The organism is Microbacterium sp. NPDC089189, assembly GCF_040685095.1.
Taxonomy (GTDB): domain Bacteria; phylum Actinomycetota; class Actinomycetes; order Actinomycetales; family Microbacteriaceae; genus Microbacterium.
The window spans coordinates 59,163-74,576 of sequence record NZ_JBFBHG010000003.1 but is presented as its reverse complement, the minus strand read 5'-3'; the positions used below and the strand labels follow the sequence as shown (position 1 = coordinate 74,576).

The 15,414-nt window shown below is 70.2% G+C and carries 14 protein-coding genes; 3 read left to right on the top strand and 11 right to left on the bottom strand.

Annotation, left to right across the window (positions count from 1 at the left end; translation table 11 throughout):
- Positions 1 to 90 precede the first annotated feature (90 nt).
- Positions 91 to 1,005 carry a helix-turn-helix transcriptional regulator gene (locus AB0N73_RS02665; protein WP_363560083.1) on the top strand — a complete coding sequence of 305 codons (915 nt, stop codon included), beginning with the start codon at positions 91 to 93 and terminating at the stop codon, positions 1,003 to 1,005.
- Positions 1,006 to 1,027: 22 nt separating this feature from the next.
- On the opposite strand, the gene AB0N73_RS02660 is transcribed toward AB0N73_RS02665, so the two are convergent.
- Complete coding sequence (locus AB0N73_RS02660) at positions 1,028 to 2,230, bottom strand: MFS transporter (RefSeq protein ID WP_363560081.1); 1,203 nt, start codon at positions 2,228 to 2,230, stop codon at positions 1,028 to 1,030.
- Entirely contained in the window at positions 2,227 to 2,850 is a 624-nt protein-coding gene (locus AB0N73_RS02655; protein WP_363560079.1) for a TetR family transcriptional regulator, read from the bottom strand. The genes AB0N73_RS02660 and AB0N73_RS02655 overlap by 4 nt, the downstream gene beginning before the upstream one ends.
- An 88-nt stretch (positions 2,851 to 2,938) precedes the next feature.
- Here AB0N73_RS02655 and AB0N73_RS02650 point away from each other — a divergent pair, with 88 nt between their 5' ends.
- On the top strand, positions 2,939 to 3,670 hold the full coding sequence (locus AB0N73_RS02650) for a VIT family protein (protein ID WP_363560077.1): 732 nt from the start codon (positions 2,939 to 2,941) through the stop codon (positions 3,668 to 3,670).
- A 24-nt stretch (positions 3,671 to 3,694) separates the two neighbouring features.
- On the opposite strand, the gene AB0N73_RS02645 is transcribed toward AB0N73_RS02650, so the two are convergent.
- The 5 genes from AB0N73_RS02645 to AB0N73_RS02625 all read right to left on the bottom strand — a co-directional run bounded on the left by AB0N73_RS02645 (position 3,695) and on the right by AB0N73_RS02625 (position 9,374).
- Positions 3,695 to 4,753, bottom strand: coding sequence for a LacI family DNA-binding transcriptional regulator (locus AB0N73_RS02645; protein ID WP_363560075.1), 1,059 nt, complete (start codon positions 4,751 to 4,753; stop codon positions 3,695 to 3,697).
- Entirely contained in the window at positions 4,743 to 5,243 is a 501-nt protein-coding gene (locus AB0N73_RS02640) for a gluconokinase (protein ID WP_363560073.1), read from the bottom strand. The genes AB0N73_RS02645 and AB0N73_RS02640 overlap by 11 nt, the downstream gene beginning before the upstream one ends.
- Entirely contained in the window at positions 5,240 to 6,238 is a 999-nt protein-coding gene (locus AB0N73_RS02635; protein ID WP_363560071.1) for a Gfo/Idh/MocA family oxidoreductase, read from the bottom strand. Before AB0N73_RS02635 ends, AB0N73_RS02640 begins: the two co-directional genes overlap by 4 nt.
- Positions 6,238 to 8,040, bottom strand: coding sequence for a beta-glucuronidase (gene uidA / locus AB0N73_RS02630; RefSeq protein WP_363560069.1), 1,803 nt, complete (start codon positions 8,038 to 8,040; stop codon positions 6,238 to 6,240). The genes AB0N73_RS02635 and uidA overlap by 1 nt, the downstream gene beginning before the upstream one ends.
- A gap of 86 nt (positions 8,041 to 8,126) precedes the next feature.
- The gene (locus AB0N73_RS02625) at positions 8,127 to 9,374 is read right to left on the bottom strand and encodes an MFS transporter (protein WP_363560067.1); all 1,248 of its coding nucleotides are present in this window, start codon (positions 9,372 to 9,374) and stop codon (positions 8,127 to 8,129) included.
- Positions 9,375 to 9,470: 96 nt separating this feature from the next.
- On the opposite strand from AB0N73_RS02625, the gene AB0N73_RS02620 reads away from it, so the two are divergent.
- The gene (locus AB0N73_RS02620; protein ID WP_363560065.1) at positions 9,471 to 10,091 is read left to right on the top strand and encodes a TetR/AcrR family transcriptional regulator; all 621 of its coding nucleotides are present in this window, start codon (positions 9,471 to 9,473) and stop codon (positions 10,089 to 10,091) included.
- 13 nt (positions 10,092 to 10,104) lie between these two features.
- Here AB0N73_RS02620 and AB0N73_RS02615 read toward each other — a convergent pair whose 3' ends face one another.
- The 4 genes from AB0N73_RS02615 to AB0N73_RS02600 are packed head-to-tail and all read right to left on the bottom strand — an operon-like array spanning position 10,105 to position 15,360.
- Positions 10,105 to 10,938 carry an ATP-binding cassette domain-containing protein gene (locus AB0N73_RS02615; RefSeq protein WP_363560063.1) on the bottom strand — a complete coding sequence of 278 codons (834 nt, stop codon included), beginning with the start codon at positions 10,936 to 10,938 and terminating at the stop codon, positions 10,105 to 10,107.
- Positions 10,935 to 12,815 (bottom strand): dipeptide/oligopeptide/nickel ABC transporter permease/ATP-binding protein, encoded by a 1,881-nt coding sequence (locus tag AB0N73_RS02610; protein WP_363560061.1) that lies wholly within the window; start codon positions 12,813 to 12,815, stop codon positions 10,935 to 10,937. The genes AB0N73_RS02615 and AB0N73_RS02610 overlap by 4 nt, the downstream gene beginning before the upstream one ends.
- Entirely contained in the window at positions 12,812 to 13,753 is a 942-nt protein-coding gene (locus AB0N73_RS02605; RefSeq protein WP_363560059.1) for an ABC transporter permease, read from the bottom strand. Before AB0N73_RS02605 ends, AB0N73_RS02610 begins: the two co-directional genes overlap by 4 nt.
- A 56-nt stretch (positions 13,754 to 13,809) precedes the next feature.
- Complete coding sequence (locus tag AB0N73_RS02600; RefSeq protein ID WP_363560057.1) at positions 13,810 to 15,360, bottom strand: ABC transporter substrate-binding protein; 1,551 nt, start codon at positions 15,358 to 15,360, stop codon at positions 13,810 to 13,812.
- Between the last annotated feature and the right edge of the window lie 54 nt (positions 15,361 to 15,414).

Here is a 15,414-nt window from a genome sequence, read left to right as displayed (position 1 = left end):
TCGCCGCGCCCCACCCGCGGGGGAGTCCCTGGTGAAGGGTGTACCGACAGGGGACCCCACACCGGAGCCGCGCCGACCTAGCCTGAATCCATGGACAATCGACACGAGGTGCGTGAGTTCCTCATGACCCGCCGCGCACGGCTGGCGCCGGAGGCCGCAGGCCTCGCCGCCGGATCGAACCGGCGGGTCGAAGGGCTGCGCCGCAGCGAAGTCGCCGCCCTGGCCGGTGTGAGCGTGGAGTACTACGCCAAACTCGAACGCGGCGCCATCTCCGGCGCATCCGGCGCGGTGCTCGATGCGCTCTCGCGGGCACTGCAACTGACGGATGCGGAGCACGCGCACCTGCTCGACCTGGCGCGCAACGCCGACGGCATCCCGTCGTCCGGGCGCCAGCGCCGGCGCAGCGGCACGCCCGGTCCCGTCCGACCCAGCCTGGGGTGGGCGATGTCGTCCATCACCGATTCGGTCGCCGTCGTGCGGGATCAGCGGCAGAATCTGGTCGCCTTCAACGACCTCGGCCGTGCGTTCTACTCGCCGCTGATCGGCGACGGTGGGCGCGTGCCGAACTTCGCACGGTTCCAGTTCCTCGACCCGGCCGCGCACGACTTCTACCCCGACTGGGATCTGTTCGCCGACATGTGCGTGGCCGTCATCCGCGCCGAGGCCGGACGGGATCCCCACGACAAGGGGATCCAGGATCTGGTCGGCGAGCTGTCGACCCGCAGCGAGCTCTTCCGTCGACTCTGGGCGGCGCACAACGTGCGCACGCACGGGTCGGGCCAGAAGCGCTTCCGCCACCCCGTGGTGGGCGAACTCACCCTCGTCTACGAAGAACTCGCCATCACCGCCGATCCCGGTCAGGTGCTGCTCATCTACTCCGCCGAGCCCGGCTCACCCTCGGCCGAGCGCCTGCGTCTGCTCGCCTCCTGGGCGGCAGGGGCTGACGCTGCGCGCCCCGCGTCGGCTGAGGACCCGGCGGGCGGCGAGAACATCGGCGCGCTCTGACTCGCTCGGCGCGTCGCGCACGTCAGGAGGAGCGCTGGCGCCCCTGCAGCACCCCGGCCAGCACGATGACGGTGAGGCCCGCCACCGGGATCAGCAGCAGCCCGACCCGCAGGCTCGTCGCGTCGGCGATGAACCCCACGACGGGCGGCGAGAAGAGGAAGCCCAGGCGCATCAGCCACGAGACGACGGTGAGGCCGGTGCCGTGGCGCAGACCCGGCAGCACGTCGGCCTCCGCCATCGCCGCGGGTACGAGCGTCGCGACGCCGAATCCGGCCGCTGCGAAGCCGACGATCGTGCCGGGGATCGTCGGGAAGGCCAGGGCGAGCCCCATCCCGACGAGGACGATCACGCCACCCGCACGCGCGACGGCACGCTGGCCGAAGCGGTCGACGAGCCGGTCGCCGACCAGACGTCCGACGAACTGGGCCCCGACGAGGGCGATGAACCCGGTCGCGGCGAGCGCGGCCGGTGCCCCGAGCGAACCGAGGTAGAGGGTCGCCCAGGAGTTGCCCGCATCCTCGACGACGGCCCCGGCCATGGCGACGAGCACGAGGGCGATCAGCACGAGGATGACGCGGGGGCGGATGCCGCGGCGCGCCGTCGCGCGCAGATCCGACACGTCGGCGATGCCGGGGTCGTCCGCGCCCTGGTCGACGCCGGGCAGGCAGAAGCGGAGCGCCGTCAGCGAGACGAGCGAGAAGAGCACGGCCGAGATCGTCAGGTGGATGCCGATCGGCATCCGCAGCGCGATGGCACCCGCCGCCATCGATCCGCCCAGGACGGCGCCGATCGACCAGAGGGCGTGGAAGGAATTGAGGATCGACCGTCCGTAACGGCGCTGCACCCGCAGCCCGTGGGCGTTCTGGGCGACATCGGTGATGGCGTCCATCGCTCCGCCGATGAAGAGCCCGAGCGCGAAGAGCAGGACGGTCGGCGCCAGGCCCGCAGCGAGCACGCCGAGGCTCGTGAGCACCGTGCCGACGACCGCGACCTTCGCCGACCCGAACCGCCGGATCAGCGCGGCGGCGGCGAGCCCCGCGATGATCGCGCCCACCGGGAACGACGCGACGGCGAGGCCGTACACCGCGTTGTCGAGCCCCAGCTGCGCTTTGATCTCGGGGTAGCGCGGCAGGATGTTCGCGAACAGCGCCCCGTTCGTGAGGAAGAGCGCGGCGACGGCCCCGCGGGCACGTCGATCGGCGGCGGAGGGGGGCAGGTCGGTCATCGTGGTGCTTCCGGTGTGTCGAGGCGAGCGGTGATGCGGGCGACGGCGAGCGCGACCTCGGCCGGGTCGCGCGCCTGATCGTCGAGCGCGCGGTGGATGGACAGGCCCTCGATCAGGGCATCGAGCAGCCGCGCGGTCTCGGGGTCGAAGTGGAGCTCGAGAGCGTCGCGGCTGCGCCTCATCCATGCGGCCGTGATCGCCCGATACGACGGTTCGCGCGCCGCGAGCGTATAGAGCTCGTGCGAGAGGACGAGCTCGCGAGTATCACCGAAGACGTCCTCGAGGATGATCGCGACCACGCTCTCCCGGGCGGCCTCGCGGTCGGGGGCGGCACGCATCCGCGCCTCGAACCGGTCGCTCACGCTCGTCCCGAAACGCGTGAACGCCTCACGCAGCACCTCGTCGATGCCCGAGAAGTAGTACGTCATCGAGCCCAGCGGCACCCCGGCGGCGTCGGCGATCCGCCGGTGCGACGCGCCAGCGACCCCCGACTCCGCGATGACGTCGAGGCAGGCGTCGATGATGCGGTCGCGACGATCGGGGTCGTTCCGGCGTCCCTGCCGGGTCCCCGAGCGGGCGGCCTCGGCGTCGCCGCGCGCCGCGCTCACGCGTCGATCCATCCACACATGCGTACGATCGTACACATATTGTCGAACGGTGATGCGGATTCGGACCGCCGACGACCGCCCATCGTGGTTGAGTGTGCCCATGAGCACCGAACCGTCGCCGCGATCCGTGCATCCCGACGAACCCCACCGGCAGGGTCTGGCACAGCGCCTCAACTGGCTCCGAGCCGGGGTGCTGGGGGCGAACGACGGAATCGTGTCGGTCGCCGCGATCGTCGTGGGCGTCGCCGGCGCCTCGACTGCGCTCGCCCCGATCCTCACCGCCGGGCTGGCGGGGCTGGTGGGCGGGGCGATCTCGATGGCGCTCGGCGAGTACGTGTCGGTGAGCAGTCAGAGCGACAGCGAACGCGCGCTCATCGCGAAGGAGAAGCGCGAGCTGCGCGAGATGCCCGATGAGGAGCTCGCCGAACTCGCCGGGCTGTACGAAGCGCAGGGCCTCACCCCCGAGACTGCTCACCGCGTCGCGGTCGAGCTCACCGCCCACGATGCCGTCGCCGCCCACCTCTCCGCCGAGCTCCACATAGACGAGGACGATGTGGTCAGCGCATGGCATGCCGCCGGCGCATCGGCCGCGGCGTTCACCCTCGGCGCCATCCTGCCGATGCTGGCGATCCTGCTCCCTCCGGCGCAGTGGCGCGTCCCGACGACCTTCGTCGCCGTGCTGGTCGCCCTCGCCGTCACGGGATGGGTCTCGGCCTGGATCGGCGGGAGCTCCCGGAGTCGCGCCGTGCTCCGCGTCGTGATCGGCGGCGCCGCAGCGCTCGCGGCCACCTACGCCGTCGGCTCGCTCCTCGGGGCCTCCGGCGTGGTCTGAGGTGCCGCGGGCCGCATCACCGGGTCAGCCTCCGGCGACGGCTCCCGTCGAACCGCGCACGACGAGCGTCGTCTCGAGCGGATCGTAGGACGGACCCTCCTCGCCCGAGAGCGTCGCCAACAGCCCCTGCACGGCACGCTCGCCGGCCGTGACGAGCTGGGCACGGACGGTCGTGAGCGGCGGCGTGATGAGCTCGCTGCCGAAGATGTCGTCGAATCCCGCGACGCTGAGCTCGTCCGGCACGACGATCCCCTGGGCGGCGGCGGCCTGCATGACGCCGATCGCGATGAGGTCGTTGAACGCCACCACCGCTGAAGGCTTCGCCGCGAGGACTCGCCGCAGCGCCGCCCGACCGCCTTCGATCGTCGGCGCGTTGGGGCCCACTTCGACCACGGCCAGGCCGAGACGCTCCGAGACCTCCATCATCCGCGCGAACCGGCGGTCGCTGATCCACGACGTCGCCGGGCCGGACAGGTAGACGAGCGAGCGGTGTCCGAGGCCCGCGAGGTGCTCGAGGAGGGCGTCGACGCCGCTGTTGACATCGGGCAGGACCCCCGGCACGCCCTCGACGGCACGGTTGATGAGCACGACGGGCTTGCGCTCGGCGATGTCGACGATCCGTTCGTCCGAGAGCCGGGTGGTCGCGAGGACGACGCCGTCGACGCTCGGCATGAGGCGCTCCGTGGCCTCGGCCTCGGTCTCACCGGACTCCTGGGACTCGGCGATCACCAGCGTGTATCCCGCGGCGCTGGCGGCCATCTCGGCACCGCGGACGATACCGAAGACCACCGGGTTGGTGATGTCGGCGACCACGAGCGCCAGCGTGTGACTGCGCCCCGTCGGCAGCGCCCTCGCCATCGGGTTGAAGCGGAAGTTCAGCCGCTCGGCCGCTGCCCGGATCTTCGCTTCCGTCGGCGCGCTGATGCGCCCCGGCTTGGACAGCGCGCGCGACACGGTCGAGGGGTTCACCCCGGCGAGCTCGGCGATGTCGTAGATCGTCGCGGCGCCGCGGCGCCGCACGCGCGCGGCGATCTCCGGCGGCAGATCCGCGTCGAGTCGAGTCGAGCCCGCGTCATCGGTCATGTCGTTCGATCCATTCCGCGGCCGCATCCACGACGTCCGCGAGTGGCGCGTCGACGTCGATGACGACACCCCGCTCATCGTTGCTCAGAGGTTCGAGGGTCGCCAGCTGCGATTCGAGGAGCGCCGGCGGCATGAAGTGATTTTCCCGTGCCGAGGCGCGGAACGCCAACACGGCGCGATCCGCGTCGAGATGGACGAAGACGACATCGCCCGCTGCCCGCAGGCGGTCGCGGTAGATCCGCCGCAGCGCGGAGCACGCGACCACCGCGCCGCGGCCGGCCGCGTCGTCGGCGAGCGCCGCCCCGACGGCGTCCAGCCACGGCGCACGATCGGCGTCATCCAGCGGGATACCGGCCGCCATCTTCTCGACGTTCGCCGGCGGATGGAGGTCGTCCGCATCCACGAGGCGCCGATCCAGACGCGCGGACAACGCGGCCGCCACGGTGGACTTGCCCGCCGCCGACACCCCCATCACGACGATCGCGCTCACGCCGGCTCCGTCGCGTCGGCGGCGAAGATCTGCGCGCGGATGTCATCGAGCACCCGCGCGACGGCGAGCGTCGCCTCGGCATCGTGCCAGGGATGCTGACGCCGGCCGGCGCGGATCGCCTCGTTCACCGCGCGCACCATCGGCACGTATCCGTGGCCCTCACGAGGATGCGACACGGCGTCGGGCTCGTGGAACAGCGCACGCTGCGAGCCCGCATGCAGTCGCGCCTCATCCGTCGCCCAGAACATCGCGGGGATCTCGATCCACCCGGCGGCACCGCTCACCGACGCCGACGGGTCGACGAATGACACGATGGAGCAGGCCAGCTGCGATGCTCCCCCGCCGTCGTGCCGCAGCGTGATCTGCGCCGCGACATCCACGCCCTCGCGCACCTCGCCCGACGCCGACACCGCCGCCACCGGACCGAGGGCCCAGCACGCGAGGGTCACGGGATAGATGCCCTGATCGAGCACCGTGCTCGCGCCGAGCGTCGCGTCCCACCGACTCCCGCCGGCCGGGAACGACATCCCGAAGCCCGCGCGCACGTAGCCGGGCTCACCGATCAGTCCCGCCCCGATCCGCTCCATCACGTCGCGGTGGAGCGGATTGAACTTCATCCACATGCCCTCCATCACGAACCGGTCGACGGCCGCGGCGCGCGCGAAGACGAGTTCCACGTCGGCGGCGCTCATCGCCATCGGCTTCTCGACGAGCACGTGCTTACCGGCATCCAGCGCCGCGAGCGCGAGATCGCGATGGGTGGCCGGCGGTGTCGCGATGTACACCGCGTCGACGTCGTCGCGCGCGAGCAGCTCCGGCAGATCCGTCGTCCAGGCCGGGATGCCGTGGCGCTCCGCCACGGCGCGCGCAGCCTCGTCGCGACGCCCCCAGACCGCCGTCACCGATCCCGGAGCGGCGGCCTGGATATCGGGGATGAACGTCTCGGTGATGCGTCCCGTCCCGAGGACGCCCCAGCGGACGACTGCCGGGGTCATCACTCGGTGGCGTCCGAGCCGGGCTTGCGCCCCTCGAGCCCGCGCCAGCGGTTGCGCAGCGCCCACGCGGCGGCCTTCGGCTTGCGGTCGCGGGTGAAGACGCCCTTCTTGTTGCCGTCGACGCGGTGGAGCCCGTTGTCGGTCGCGAAGTCGGCGAAGTTCCAGACCTGCTCGCCCACGAACTGCGGGAACCGGTCGAAGACGCGGTGGTTGGCGTCGAGATACGCGATCTGGTACTCCTCGGTCCAGACCTTGTCCTCCCACACCGAGTGGATGCCGGGCTCGGTATCGGCCCCGTACTCGGTCATGAGGATCGGCTTCTCGACACGGTCGATCCAGCCCTGGATGTCGCCCTGCAGGTACGCCTCGGCGACATCGAGCTCGCCACCGGCGATGTACCAGCCGTAGTAGCGGTTGAGGCTGACCACGTCGAAGAGGTCGATGATCTGGTCGTTCTTGAAGGTCGCGAACATCACCAGCGCATAGGTGAGCGGCCGGGTCGGGTCGAGCTCCCGCGCCAGGTTCACGAGCGGCTCGAAGTACTCCCGCGCTCCGTCCTCGTTGGATGCGGGCTCGTTGGCGATGCACCACATCACGACGGAGGGGTGGTTCTTGTCGCGCTCGATCAGCTCGCGGAGGTGCTGGGCGTGCGCCGCCTGCGTGTTGGCGTTGGCGTACTGCTCTGAGAAGGTGGGGAACGGAGGCGTGCCGCTGAGGCCACCCACGACGCCCATGTTGAGACCCACCGCGGCCGTCTCGTCGATGACGACGATGCCGTGCCGATCGGCGAACTCGATGACCTCTTCGGCGTAGGGGTAGTGCGAGGTGCGGAACGAGTTCGCGCCGATCCAGTCGAGCAGCTGGAAGTCGTGCACGAGGTAGGCGTTGTCGTGCCCCTTGCCGCGCACCGGGGAGTCCTCGTGCTTGCCGAATCCGGTGAAGTAGAACGGTTCGCCGTTGATGAGGAACTCGTACCCGCGCACCTCGACCGTGCGGATGCCGACGGGCAGCGTGTAGCTGTCAACCACGACGCCCTCGCGCACCAGCTCGGTCGTGAGGTCGTAGAGGTAGGCCGCGCCGGGGCGCCACAGCTGCACATCCGGCACGCTGAGCACCCCCTCGGCGCCCTGCGCCTCGGCGACGATCGCGCCGGCCGCATCGGCCAGCCGCACGCGCACGTCGCCCTCGCCGTGCACCGTCACGCGGTAGTCGACCGATCCGGTCGTGTCCGCGAAGTCCGTCACGACGACGACGTCGTCGACGCGGTCGCGCGGCGTGCTGTACAGCCAGACCGAACGCGCGAGGCCGGCGTAGTTGAAGAAGTCGTGGAAGTAGACCTGCTTTCGCTTGCCCGTCATCCCGACCTCGATCTTGCCGGGCGGGACGGTCTCGTTCGTCAGATCGCCGCTGACCGCGACGGTGAGGCGGAACTCCCCGCCGGCGGCGACGTGATCGGTGATGTCGATGTCGAACGGGGTGTAGCCGCCGATGTGCTCCCCCACCAGCTCGTCGCCCACGTAGACGCGCGCCGCGTGCGTCGCCGCGTCGAAACGCAGCAGGATGCGGTCCTCGGTCCATCCGCGCGGCACGCGCACCGAGCGCTGGTAGTACACCCATCCCACGTGCTTGCGGATCTCGGGGTCCGTGAACAGGTCGTTGTAGCTCGCCGGCACAGCCGCTTCGAGCGGCGTCTCGAGCAGCGCGGACCACGGCTGCTCGCCGACGCGGCTGTCGATGGCGAATCGCCAGACCCCGTCGAGGTTCACGAGCTCGCGGGTGGGAGTGGATGAGGGCTTCAGCATTGCGGGCCTTCCTGCGCATCAGTGCGGTACATGGTCGAGTCAAGCAGATCGAGATCGATAAGGCAATCGGTTGCCACATGGCGAGGTCATTGGGTTCCTCGTACCCCGATGACCACGACGAGGCCGCCGACGACGGCGAGCGCCGCCGCCGCGAGATAGAGGGCGGTGAAGTTCTGGGTGCCCGCGCCGATGGCGAGGACGACCGGCGCGATGACGGGCGCGATGACGCCCGGGATCTTCTGCGAGAAGAGGGTGATCGCCATGTAGCGCCCGGCCTGCGTCTCGCGGTGCGGCAGGACGTCCAACGAGAGCGCCTGCCCCACGGCCGAGAAGACGGCGATGCCGAGGGAGGAGACGAGCGTTCCGGCGACCAGCGCGAGCAGGTCGCCGGCCGAGGAGAGGATGACGCATCCCGCACCGAACAGCGCGGCCCCGGTCAGGATCAGGGGCCGGCGGCGGCCGAGACGATCGCTGAGCCAGCCGCCCCCGATCGATCCCACGGTCGCCGTGACGATGCTCAAGAGCGAGGTCAGCGCCATGACGGCCGCGACGTCGGGAACGGTGAGCCCCAGGCGCTGGGCGTAGAAGTACACGGTGAAGCTCGTCGTGAGCGTGAGCCCGAGGAAGAAGACGAACCGACCGATCCAGTTCCAGGTGAAGTCCGGGGCCTCCCGCGGCGAGAAGGTGTAGCTGCGCAAGAGCGCGCCGAGCGTGAGCGGCGCCGACCGCGGGGCGCTCCGACTGTCCGGGTCGGGCGCGAAGACGATGAAGAGCACCAGTGTCGCCACCGCGATGATCGCGGGGATGGCGAACACCAGCAGCGTCTCGTCCCTGACGGCACCGACGAGCACGATGCCGACCACCGGCGCGATCTGCATCGACAACCCCGTGAGACCCGAGACCTTGCCGCGCTGGTCGGGCGGCAGGCGGTCCGCCTGCCAGTTGGCGATCGATCCCCCGGCGGTGTTCCATCCGATCGTCGACAGCACCCAGCCCGCGGCCAGCACCCCGATGTCGGGCGCGAAGACCATGACCGGCACGGCCGCCGCGCCCACGATCGCGCCGACGACGGTGAACGGCCGCCGCCGACCCCACCGCGACCTCGTGCGATCGCTCAGGATGCCGGTGAGCGGCGCCACCACGAGCGTCGCCGCCGACCCGATGCCCAACAGATAGCCGAGCAGGTCGGGACGACCGGGCGCGAGGGCGTCGAGCCGGACGGCGAGCGAGTACGCCATGGGGACGATCGTCGCCATCCCCGACCCGAAGGTCGCCGCGATCAGCAGGGTGATTCCCCACCACGGCACACGCGGCGGAACGACGAACGCCGTCATCGCGCCCCCGTCCCGACTCGGCGACTTCGCCGACAACCGATTGCCACCCGATGAGGGTAACATGATTTCGAAAGACCTTACTATTTTGGGAGAATCATGGCGCAGTACGCCAAGACCGCCGCGGTCCGCCGGTCCATCATCGAGGCGTGCTCCGCGGCCTTCAGCGAGACGGGGTTCCACGGAGCGTCCATGGCCGAGATCGCCCGGCGCGCCGGCATCAGTCACACCGGTCTCCTGCATCACTTCCCGCGGAAGGAGGATCTGCTCACCGAGGTCCTCGAGCTCCAGGACGAGCGCAGCGCGCAGTACCTGCGGGAGCACGCCGGGCCCTCCTCCGACGCGGATCCCGTCCACATCCTCGAGGGCATGGTGGCGACGCTCGTCGAGATGGACCGCGAGGTGGGGTTGTCGGAGCTCGCCGCCACCCTCACGGGCGAGGCCAGCAGCCCGACCCATCCGGCACACGCGCATTTCGCGGAGCGATACCGCAACATCCGGCGCTTTCTGACGCGGATCTACGCCCGGTTGGATGCCGAGGAGCGCCTCGCCCCTGGCGCGGATCCGGCGCAGCTGGCCGTCGCGACCATCGCGCTCTCCGAAGGGCTGCGCAGCCAATGGCTCTTCGACCGCGAGGGAGACCTGCGCATCGATGCGGTCGTCGCCACCGTCGTCGGGATGTTCGTGCCCGAGACCGCCGGCGGCGCGACCGCCGACTGACGTCGGGCTCCGCTCAGACGGCGGTTCCCGCCGCCGTCAGCGCCTTGCGCGCCTCACGCCGCCGCCGCTGCTCCTCCGGGTTCGCGACAGGGGCCGCCAGCAGCAACCGCTGCGTGTAGGGATGCTGCGGCTGCGAGGTCACCTCCGGCGCGGGCCCCGTCTCGACGAGATCGCCCCGGTAGAGCACCGCCACGCGGTGGCTGATGTGCCGGATGACCGACAGATCGTGCGAGACGAACAGGTAGGCCACACCGGTCTCGCGCTGGATGTCGACGAAGAGATCGAGCACGAGCGCCTGGGTCGACAGGTCGAGTGCCGAGACCGGTTCGTCGCAGACGATGAGCTTGGGCCGCGGAGCCAACGCGCGGGCGATGGCGACGCGTTGACGCTGCCCGCCCGAGAACTCGCGCGGAAGCCGGTCGACGGCATCGGCGGGCAGCCCCACCTGGTCGAGCAGCGAGCGCACGCGCACGCGGGCGTCGCGCCCGGTCGCACCCTGCACGATGAGCGGTTCGCTCAGGATGTCGCCGATCGTGAGCGACGGGTTCAACGAGGTGTACGGATCCTGGAACACGACCTGGATGTCATCCGAGAGCGAGCGCCGGGCGCGCCCGCGGAGCCCGCCGATGTCCTGACCGCGGAATCGGATGCTGCCGCCCGAGGGCGGGACGAGTCCGAGCACGGCGCGACCGATGGTCGTCTTCCCCGAGCCCGACTCGCCGACCAGCCCCAGCGTCTCGCCCTCGGCGACCTCGAGCGAGACGCCGTGGAGCACCTCGACGGGAGCGGCGCGGAAGCCCCGACCGGGGAACGACACGCGCAGGTCTTCCACTTCCAGCAGAGTCATGTCGTTGCCCCTCTCGCCGCCATGGGCGGATCGGTTCGCACGGTCTCCTCGTCGAGGATCGCGCCGAGCAGCATCTTCGTGTAGTCGTGCTGCGGGTGATCGAAGATCTGCGACACGTCGCCCTCTTCCACGATGCGCCCGCTCTGCATCACCGCGATGCGGTCGCAGATGTCGGCGACGACGCCGAAGTTGTGCGTGACCAGCAGCACCGCCATGTCGAGCTCCGACTGCAGGTCGCGGATCAGGTCGAGGATCTCGGCCTGCACGGTCACGTCGAGCGCCGTCGTCGGCTCGTCGGCGATCAGCAGTTTGGGGCGGCTGGCCACGGCACCGGCGATCAGCACGCGCTGCGCCATCCCGCCCGAGATCTGGTGCGGGTACGAGTCGAACGTCCGCTGCGGATCGGCGATGCCGCAGCGGGTGAGCAGCGCCAGCACGCGCTCGGTCGCTTCCTTCTTCGTGATCCCGAGCGAGGCGCGCACGCCCTGCACGAGCTGCGATCCGACACGGAACGACGGGTCGAGGTTCGACATGGGCTCCTGCGGGATGTACGCGATCGCCTTGCCGCGCAGCGGACGCATCTGGGCGTCGGTGAGCCCCACGAGCTCCTGCCCGTCGAAGCGGATCGAGCCGCCGCCGATGACCGCCTCGTTGGGGAGCACGCCGAGGGTCGCGAACGCTGTCTGCGACTTGCCGGATCCCGATTCGCCGACCAGGCCCAGGATCTGCCCCTTGGCGATCCCGAGCGACACGCCCTTGACGACCTCGTTGAGGCCGCCGCTGGGTCCGGGGTAGGCGATGACCAGATCGCGGATCTCGAGCAGACGGTCCCCCGCGCGCTCGGACTCGGTGCGCGCGTCGACGACGACGCGCTGCCCGGCACCGACCTTGGCCGGCTTGGGCTTCGCGCCCTCGAACGTGTCGCGCAGGGCGTTGCCCAGCAGCACCAGCGACGCGGTGATGAGACCGAGCAGGAGGCTCGGCCACAGGAACTGTGTCGGCGCGATGTAGAGGTTGCGGAACCCGGACGCGATCATCGCGCCGAAGCTCGGGATCTCCAGCGAGCCGACGCCGAGGAAGGCGAGGCCCGACTGGACCGCGATCGCGGAGCCGACGAGGAACGCGGCGGCGATGATGATCGGCCCGCGCACCACGAACAGGACGTGGCGGCCGAGGATGCGGAGGTTGCTGAGCCCCGACACCCGCGCGGCGTCGACGTAGAGCTCGTTCTTCACCCCGAGCACGAGGTTGCGCACGATGCGGTAGACGCCGGGTGCCAGCAGCACACCGAAGATGAGCATGGTCGCGCGGTAGTCGCCCCCGGTGACCGGCATGAGGATGATCAGCAGCAGCACGCCGGGGAAGGTCATGATCAGGCTGAAGATCCACTCGGTGATCGCCTGCGTGGTGCGCCCGAAGTACCCGCCGACCAGGCCCGCGGTGACACCGACCACCAGCGCGACGCCGGTACCGATGAGCGCCGAGATCGCGGCCGTCTGGATCGAGTAGAGAAGCCTGCTGAGGATGTCGCGACCCGATTCGTCCGCGCCCAGCAGGTACCCGGGTGCGCCCACCGGGGCGTTGACCATGCGCAGGTTCGCCTCGTTCGCCCCGAACGGCGCGATGAGCGGCGCGAGGGCGCCCAGGGTGAAGATGATGACGAGGATGATGATCGTGATGAGCGCCTGCGGGTCTCGCAGGAGCTTTCGCCACATGGGTGTGCGCGAGGCACGCGCGGCCGCGTTCACGGTCTGCAGGAGCTCGGTGCTCGGCGGGCGGATCGACCGCGTCGTCGCGGCGGTCGCCGCCTCCGAGGTGGCGGTCTCGACCGGCAGGCGCGGGTCGGGATCGGTCGTGGGGTCGTTCGGAAGGGTCATCGCACCCTCGCTTTCGGGTTGAGCCAGCCGTTGGCCAGGTCGGTGACGAGATTGATCACGATCACCAGCAGCACGCCGAAGGCGGTGATGCCGAGGATGACCGGGATGTCGCCCTGCAGAGAGGCGTTGAACGCGAAGCTGCCGTAGCCGGGCAGGGCGAACACGTTCTCGATGATCAGCGCGGCGCCGAACATCTGGATGAACTCGAGCGACATCACCGTCAGCGCGGGGCTGCCCGCGTTGCGGAGCGCGTGCTGCAGCACGATGGCCCGGGTGGAGATGCCGCGGGTGCGGAGGGTGCGGACGTAGTCACGCCGCAGTTCGTCGATCATCCGGCCGCGCACCTGCGCTGCCATGTTGGCGGCGCCGCCGATCGTCAGCACGATGACGGGGATGGTGATGCTGCGCACCCACCCTGCGGGGTCCTCGGCGAAGGGGGTGAATCCGGTCGCGGGGAGCCATTTGAGCTGCACGGCGAAGATGACCACGAGGCCGATCGCGAGCAGAAGACCCGGCACCAGATAGCCCACGAGCGAGAGGCCCTGGGCGATGCGGTCGGCGATGCCGCCGCGGGCGGCGGCCCAGACGCCGAGGGCGGTGGCGATGATCGCGGTCAGGATCAGCGCGGGAACGATGATCGACAGCGTCACGGTCAGCCGCTGCAGCACCGAGGGCCCCACCGGCAACGAGGTGTAGACCGAGGTGCCGAAATCGCCCTGGACGGCGTTGAGGAGCCAGTCGCCGTACTGCACGATGGCCGGGCGGTCCCAGCCGCGCGCCGCCATGATGCCGGCGACCGTCTCGGGTGTCGCCGAGGGACCCAGGATGGTGCGGGCGACATCCTCGAACGACGTGCTCAGCAGGAAGAACGTGATGAGAGTGACGAGCAGGGCCAGGATGACGCCGGTGCCCAGTCGCTTCGCGATGTAGATGATCATCGAGTGATTCCTCGTCGGTGCGGGGGCGGGCCCGGAGAGCCCGCCCCCGCGAGCGGTCAGCCGTTGACGCTGAAGATGCGGATCGTCGTCGGGGCCCCGCCGTAGCCGATCATCGACACGCCGTCGGCCGTGGCCCACGTGGTTCCGAGGAACACGATCGGTGCTTCGAAGGCCTGCTCCACGCCGTAGGCGTTGAGCTCCTTGTAGGCGGGCAGTGCCGCGTCGAAGTCCACGGTGCTGTCGATCGTGTCGAACAGACCGTCGATCGTCGGGTCCGTGTAGTTCTGCGGGTTGCCGAAGCCGTTGAGACCGTAGTGGTAGAAGGCGTCGGCCGGGTCGGAGTTGATCCCCGTGATCTGGAACGTGAGCCCGTACTCTCCCGACTGCAGCGCGGACTGCGCCTGCTGCGGAGGAACCGGCACCCACTCGAGGTTCAGGCCGATGTCGGTGAAGGCCTGCGACAGCGTCGGCTCGATCGAGGTGGTGAGGAACGTGCTCGGGATCTGGAAGGTCTCACCCGCATAGCCCGCCTCCTCGACCAGCTCCTTGCCCTTCTCGGGGTCGTAGGCGTAGGTGCCGTCGAGCGACTCGTCGTAGACCTCGCCGTTGGGAGCGAAGACCTGCTCGGTCACGCGGCCGACGCCGGAGAAGATGCCGTTGAGGACGGCCTCGCGATCGATGGCGTAGTTGATCGCCTGGCGGACGCGGACGTCGCCCAGCGCGGGCCACTTCTCGCCGCCGCGGTCGAGCACATCGAGGAAGGCCAGGGCCTGCGCCTCGACGGTCGTGACCTCGAAGCGGCTGGTGTCGATCTGGCCCGCGAGCTGCGACTGCACCGTCGCGGCGTTGATCTCGCCCGCCTGCAGGGCGTTGAAGGTGGCCGTCGGGTCCTGCAGCACGCGCACCGTGAACGTCGGGAACGGGTAGTTCTCGCTGTTCCAGTAGTCGTCGCGCTTCTTCAGCAGGTAGCTGGTGCCGGGCACGCTCGCGGCGGTGTCGAGCGTGTACGGGCCCGACCCGACGGGGTTGGTCGCGAGCTCGGGGTCGTCGAACGTCGTGGGGTCGGCGATCGCGCCGGCGCCGAGCGCCAGGTTGAAGACGAACTGCGGGTCGTACGACTCGAAGGCCACCTCGACCGTGAGGTCGTCGACGGCGGTGACGGAGCTCACCAGGCCGTACTTCGGCTGGACGATGCCGGGCGTCTCCATCGTGCGGGTCATGGTGCCCACGACCGCGTCGGCGTCGACGGGGTTGCCGTTGGTGAACGTCATGTCCGGCTCGAGCTCGAGCGTCAGCACCGTGCCGTCCTCGTTGTACTCCCACGAGCTCGCCGCGTTGGGGACGAGTTCGCCGCTCTCGCTGTCGCGAGCGAGCAGGGTGTCGAAGATCGACGACCAGACGTACATCTGCGCGCCGTCCACCAGCTGGGCAGGGTCGAGCGAGTTGGGCGCCGACTGCGCCGAGACGGCCAGCGGCGGCGCGTCGACGACGGCGCCGTCCGTGGTCGCGGGTTCGCTGGCGCCCGAGCAGCCCGTGAGGAGGACCGCGGAGACCGCGATGGCCGCGAGCGCGAAAGCGCCCGTGCGGCGGGAATGGATGATCGACATCGTGTCATGCTCCTTTGGATGAGATGCTCTGTCGGCAACCGCTTGTCGGTTGAT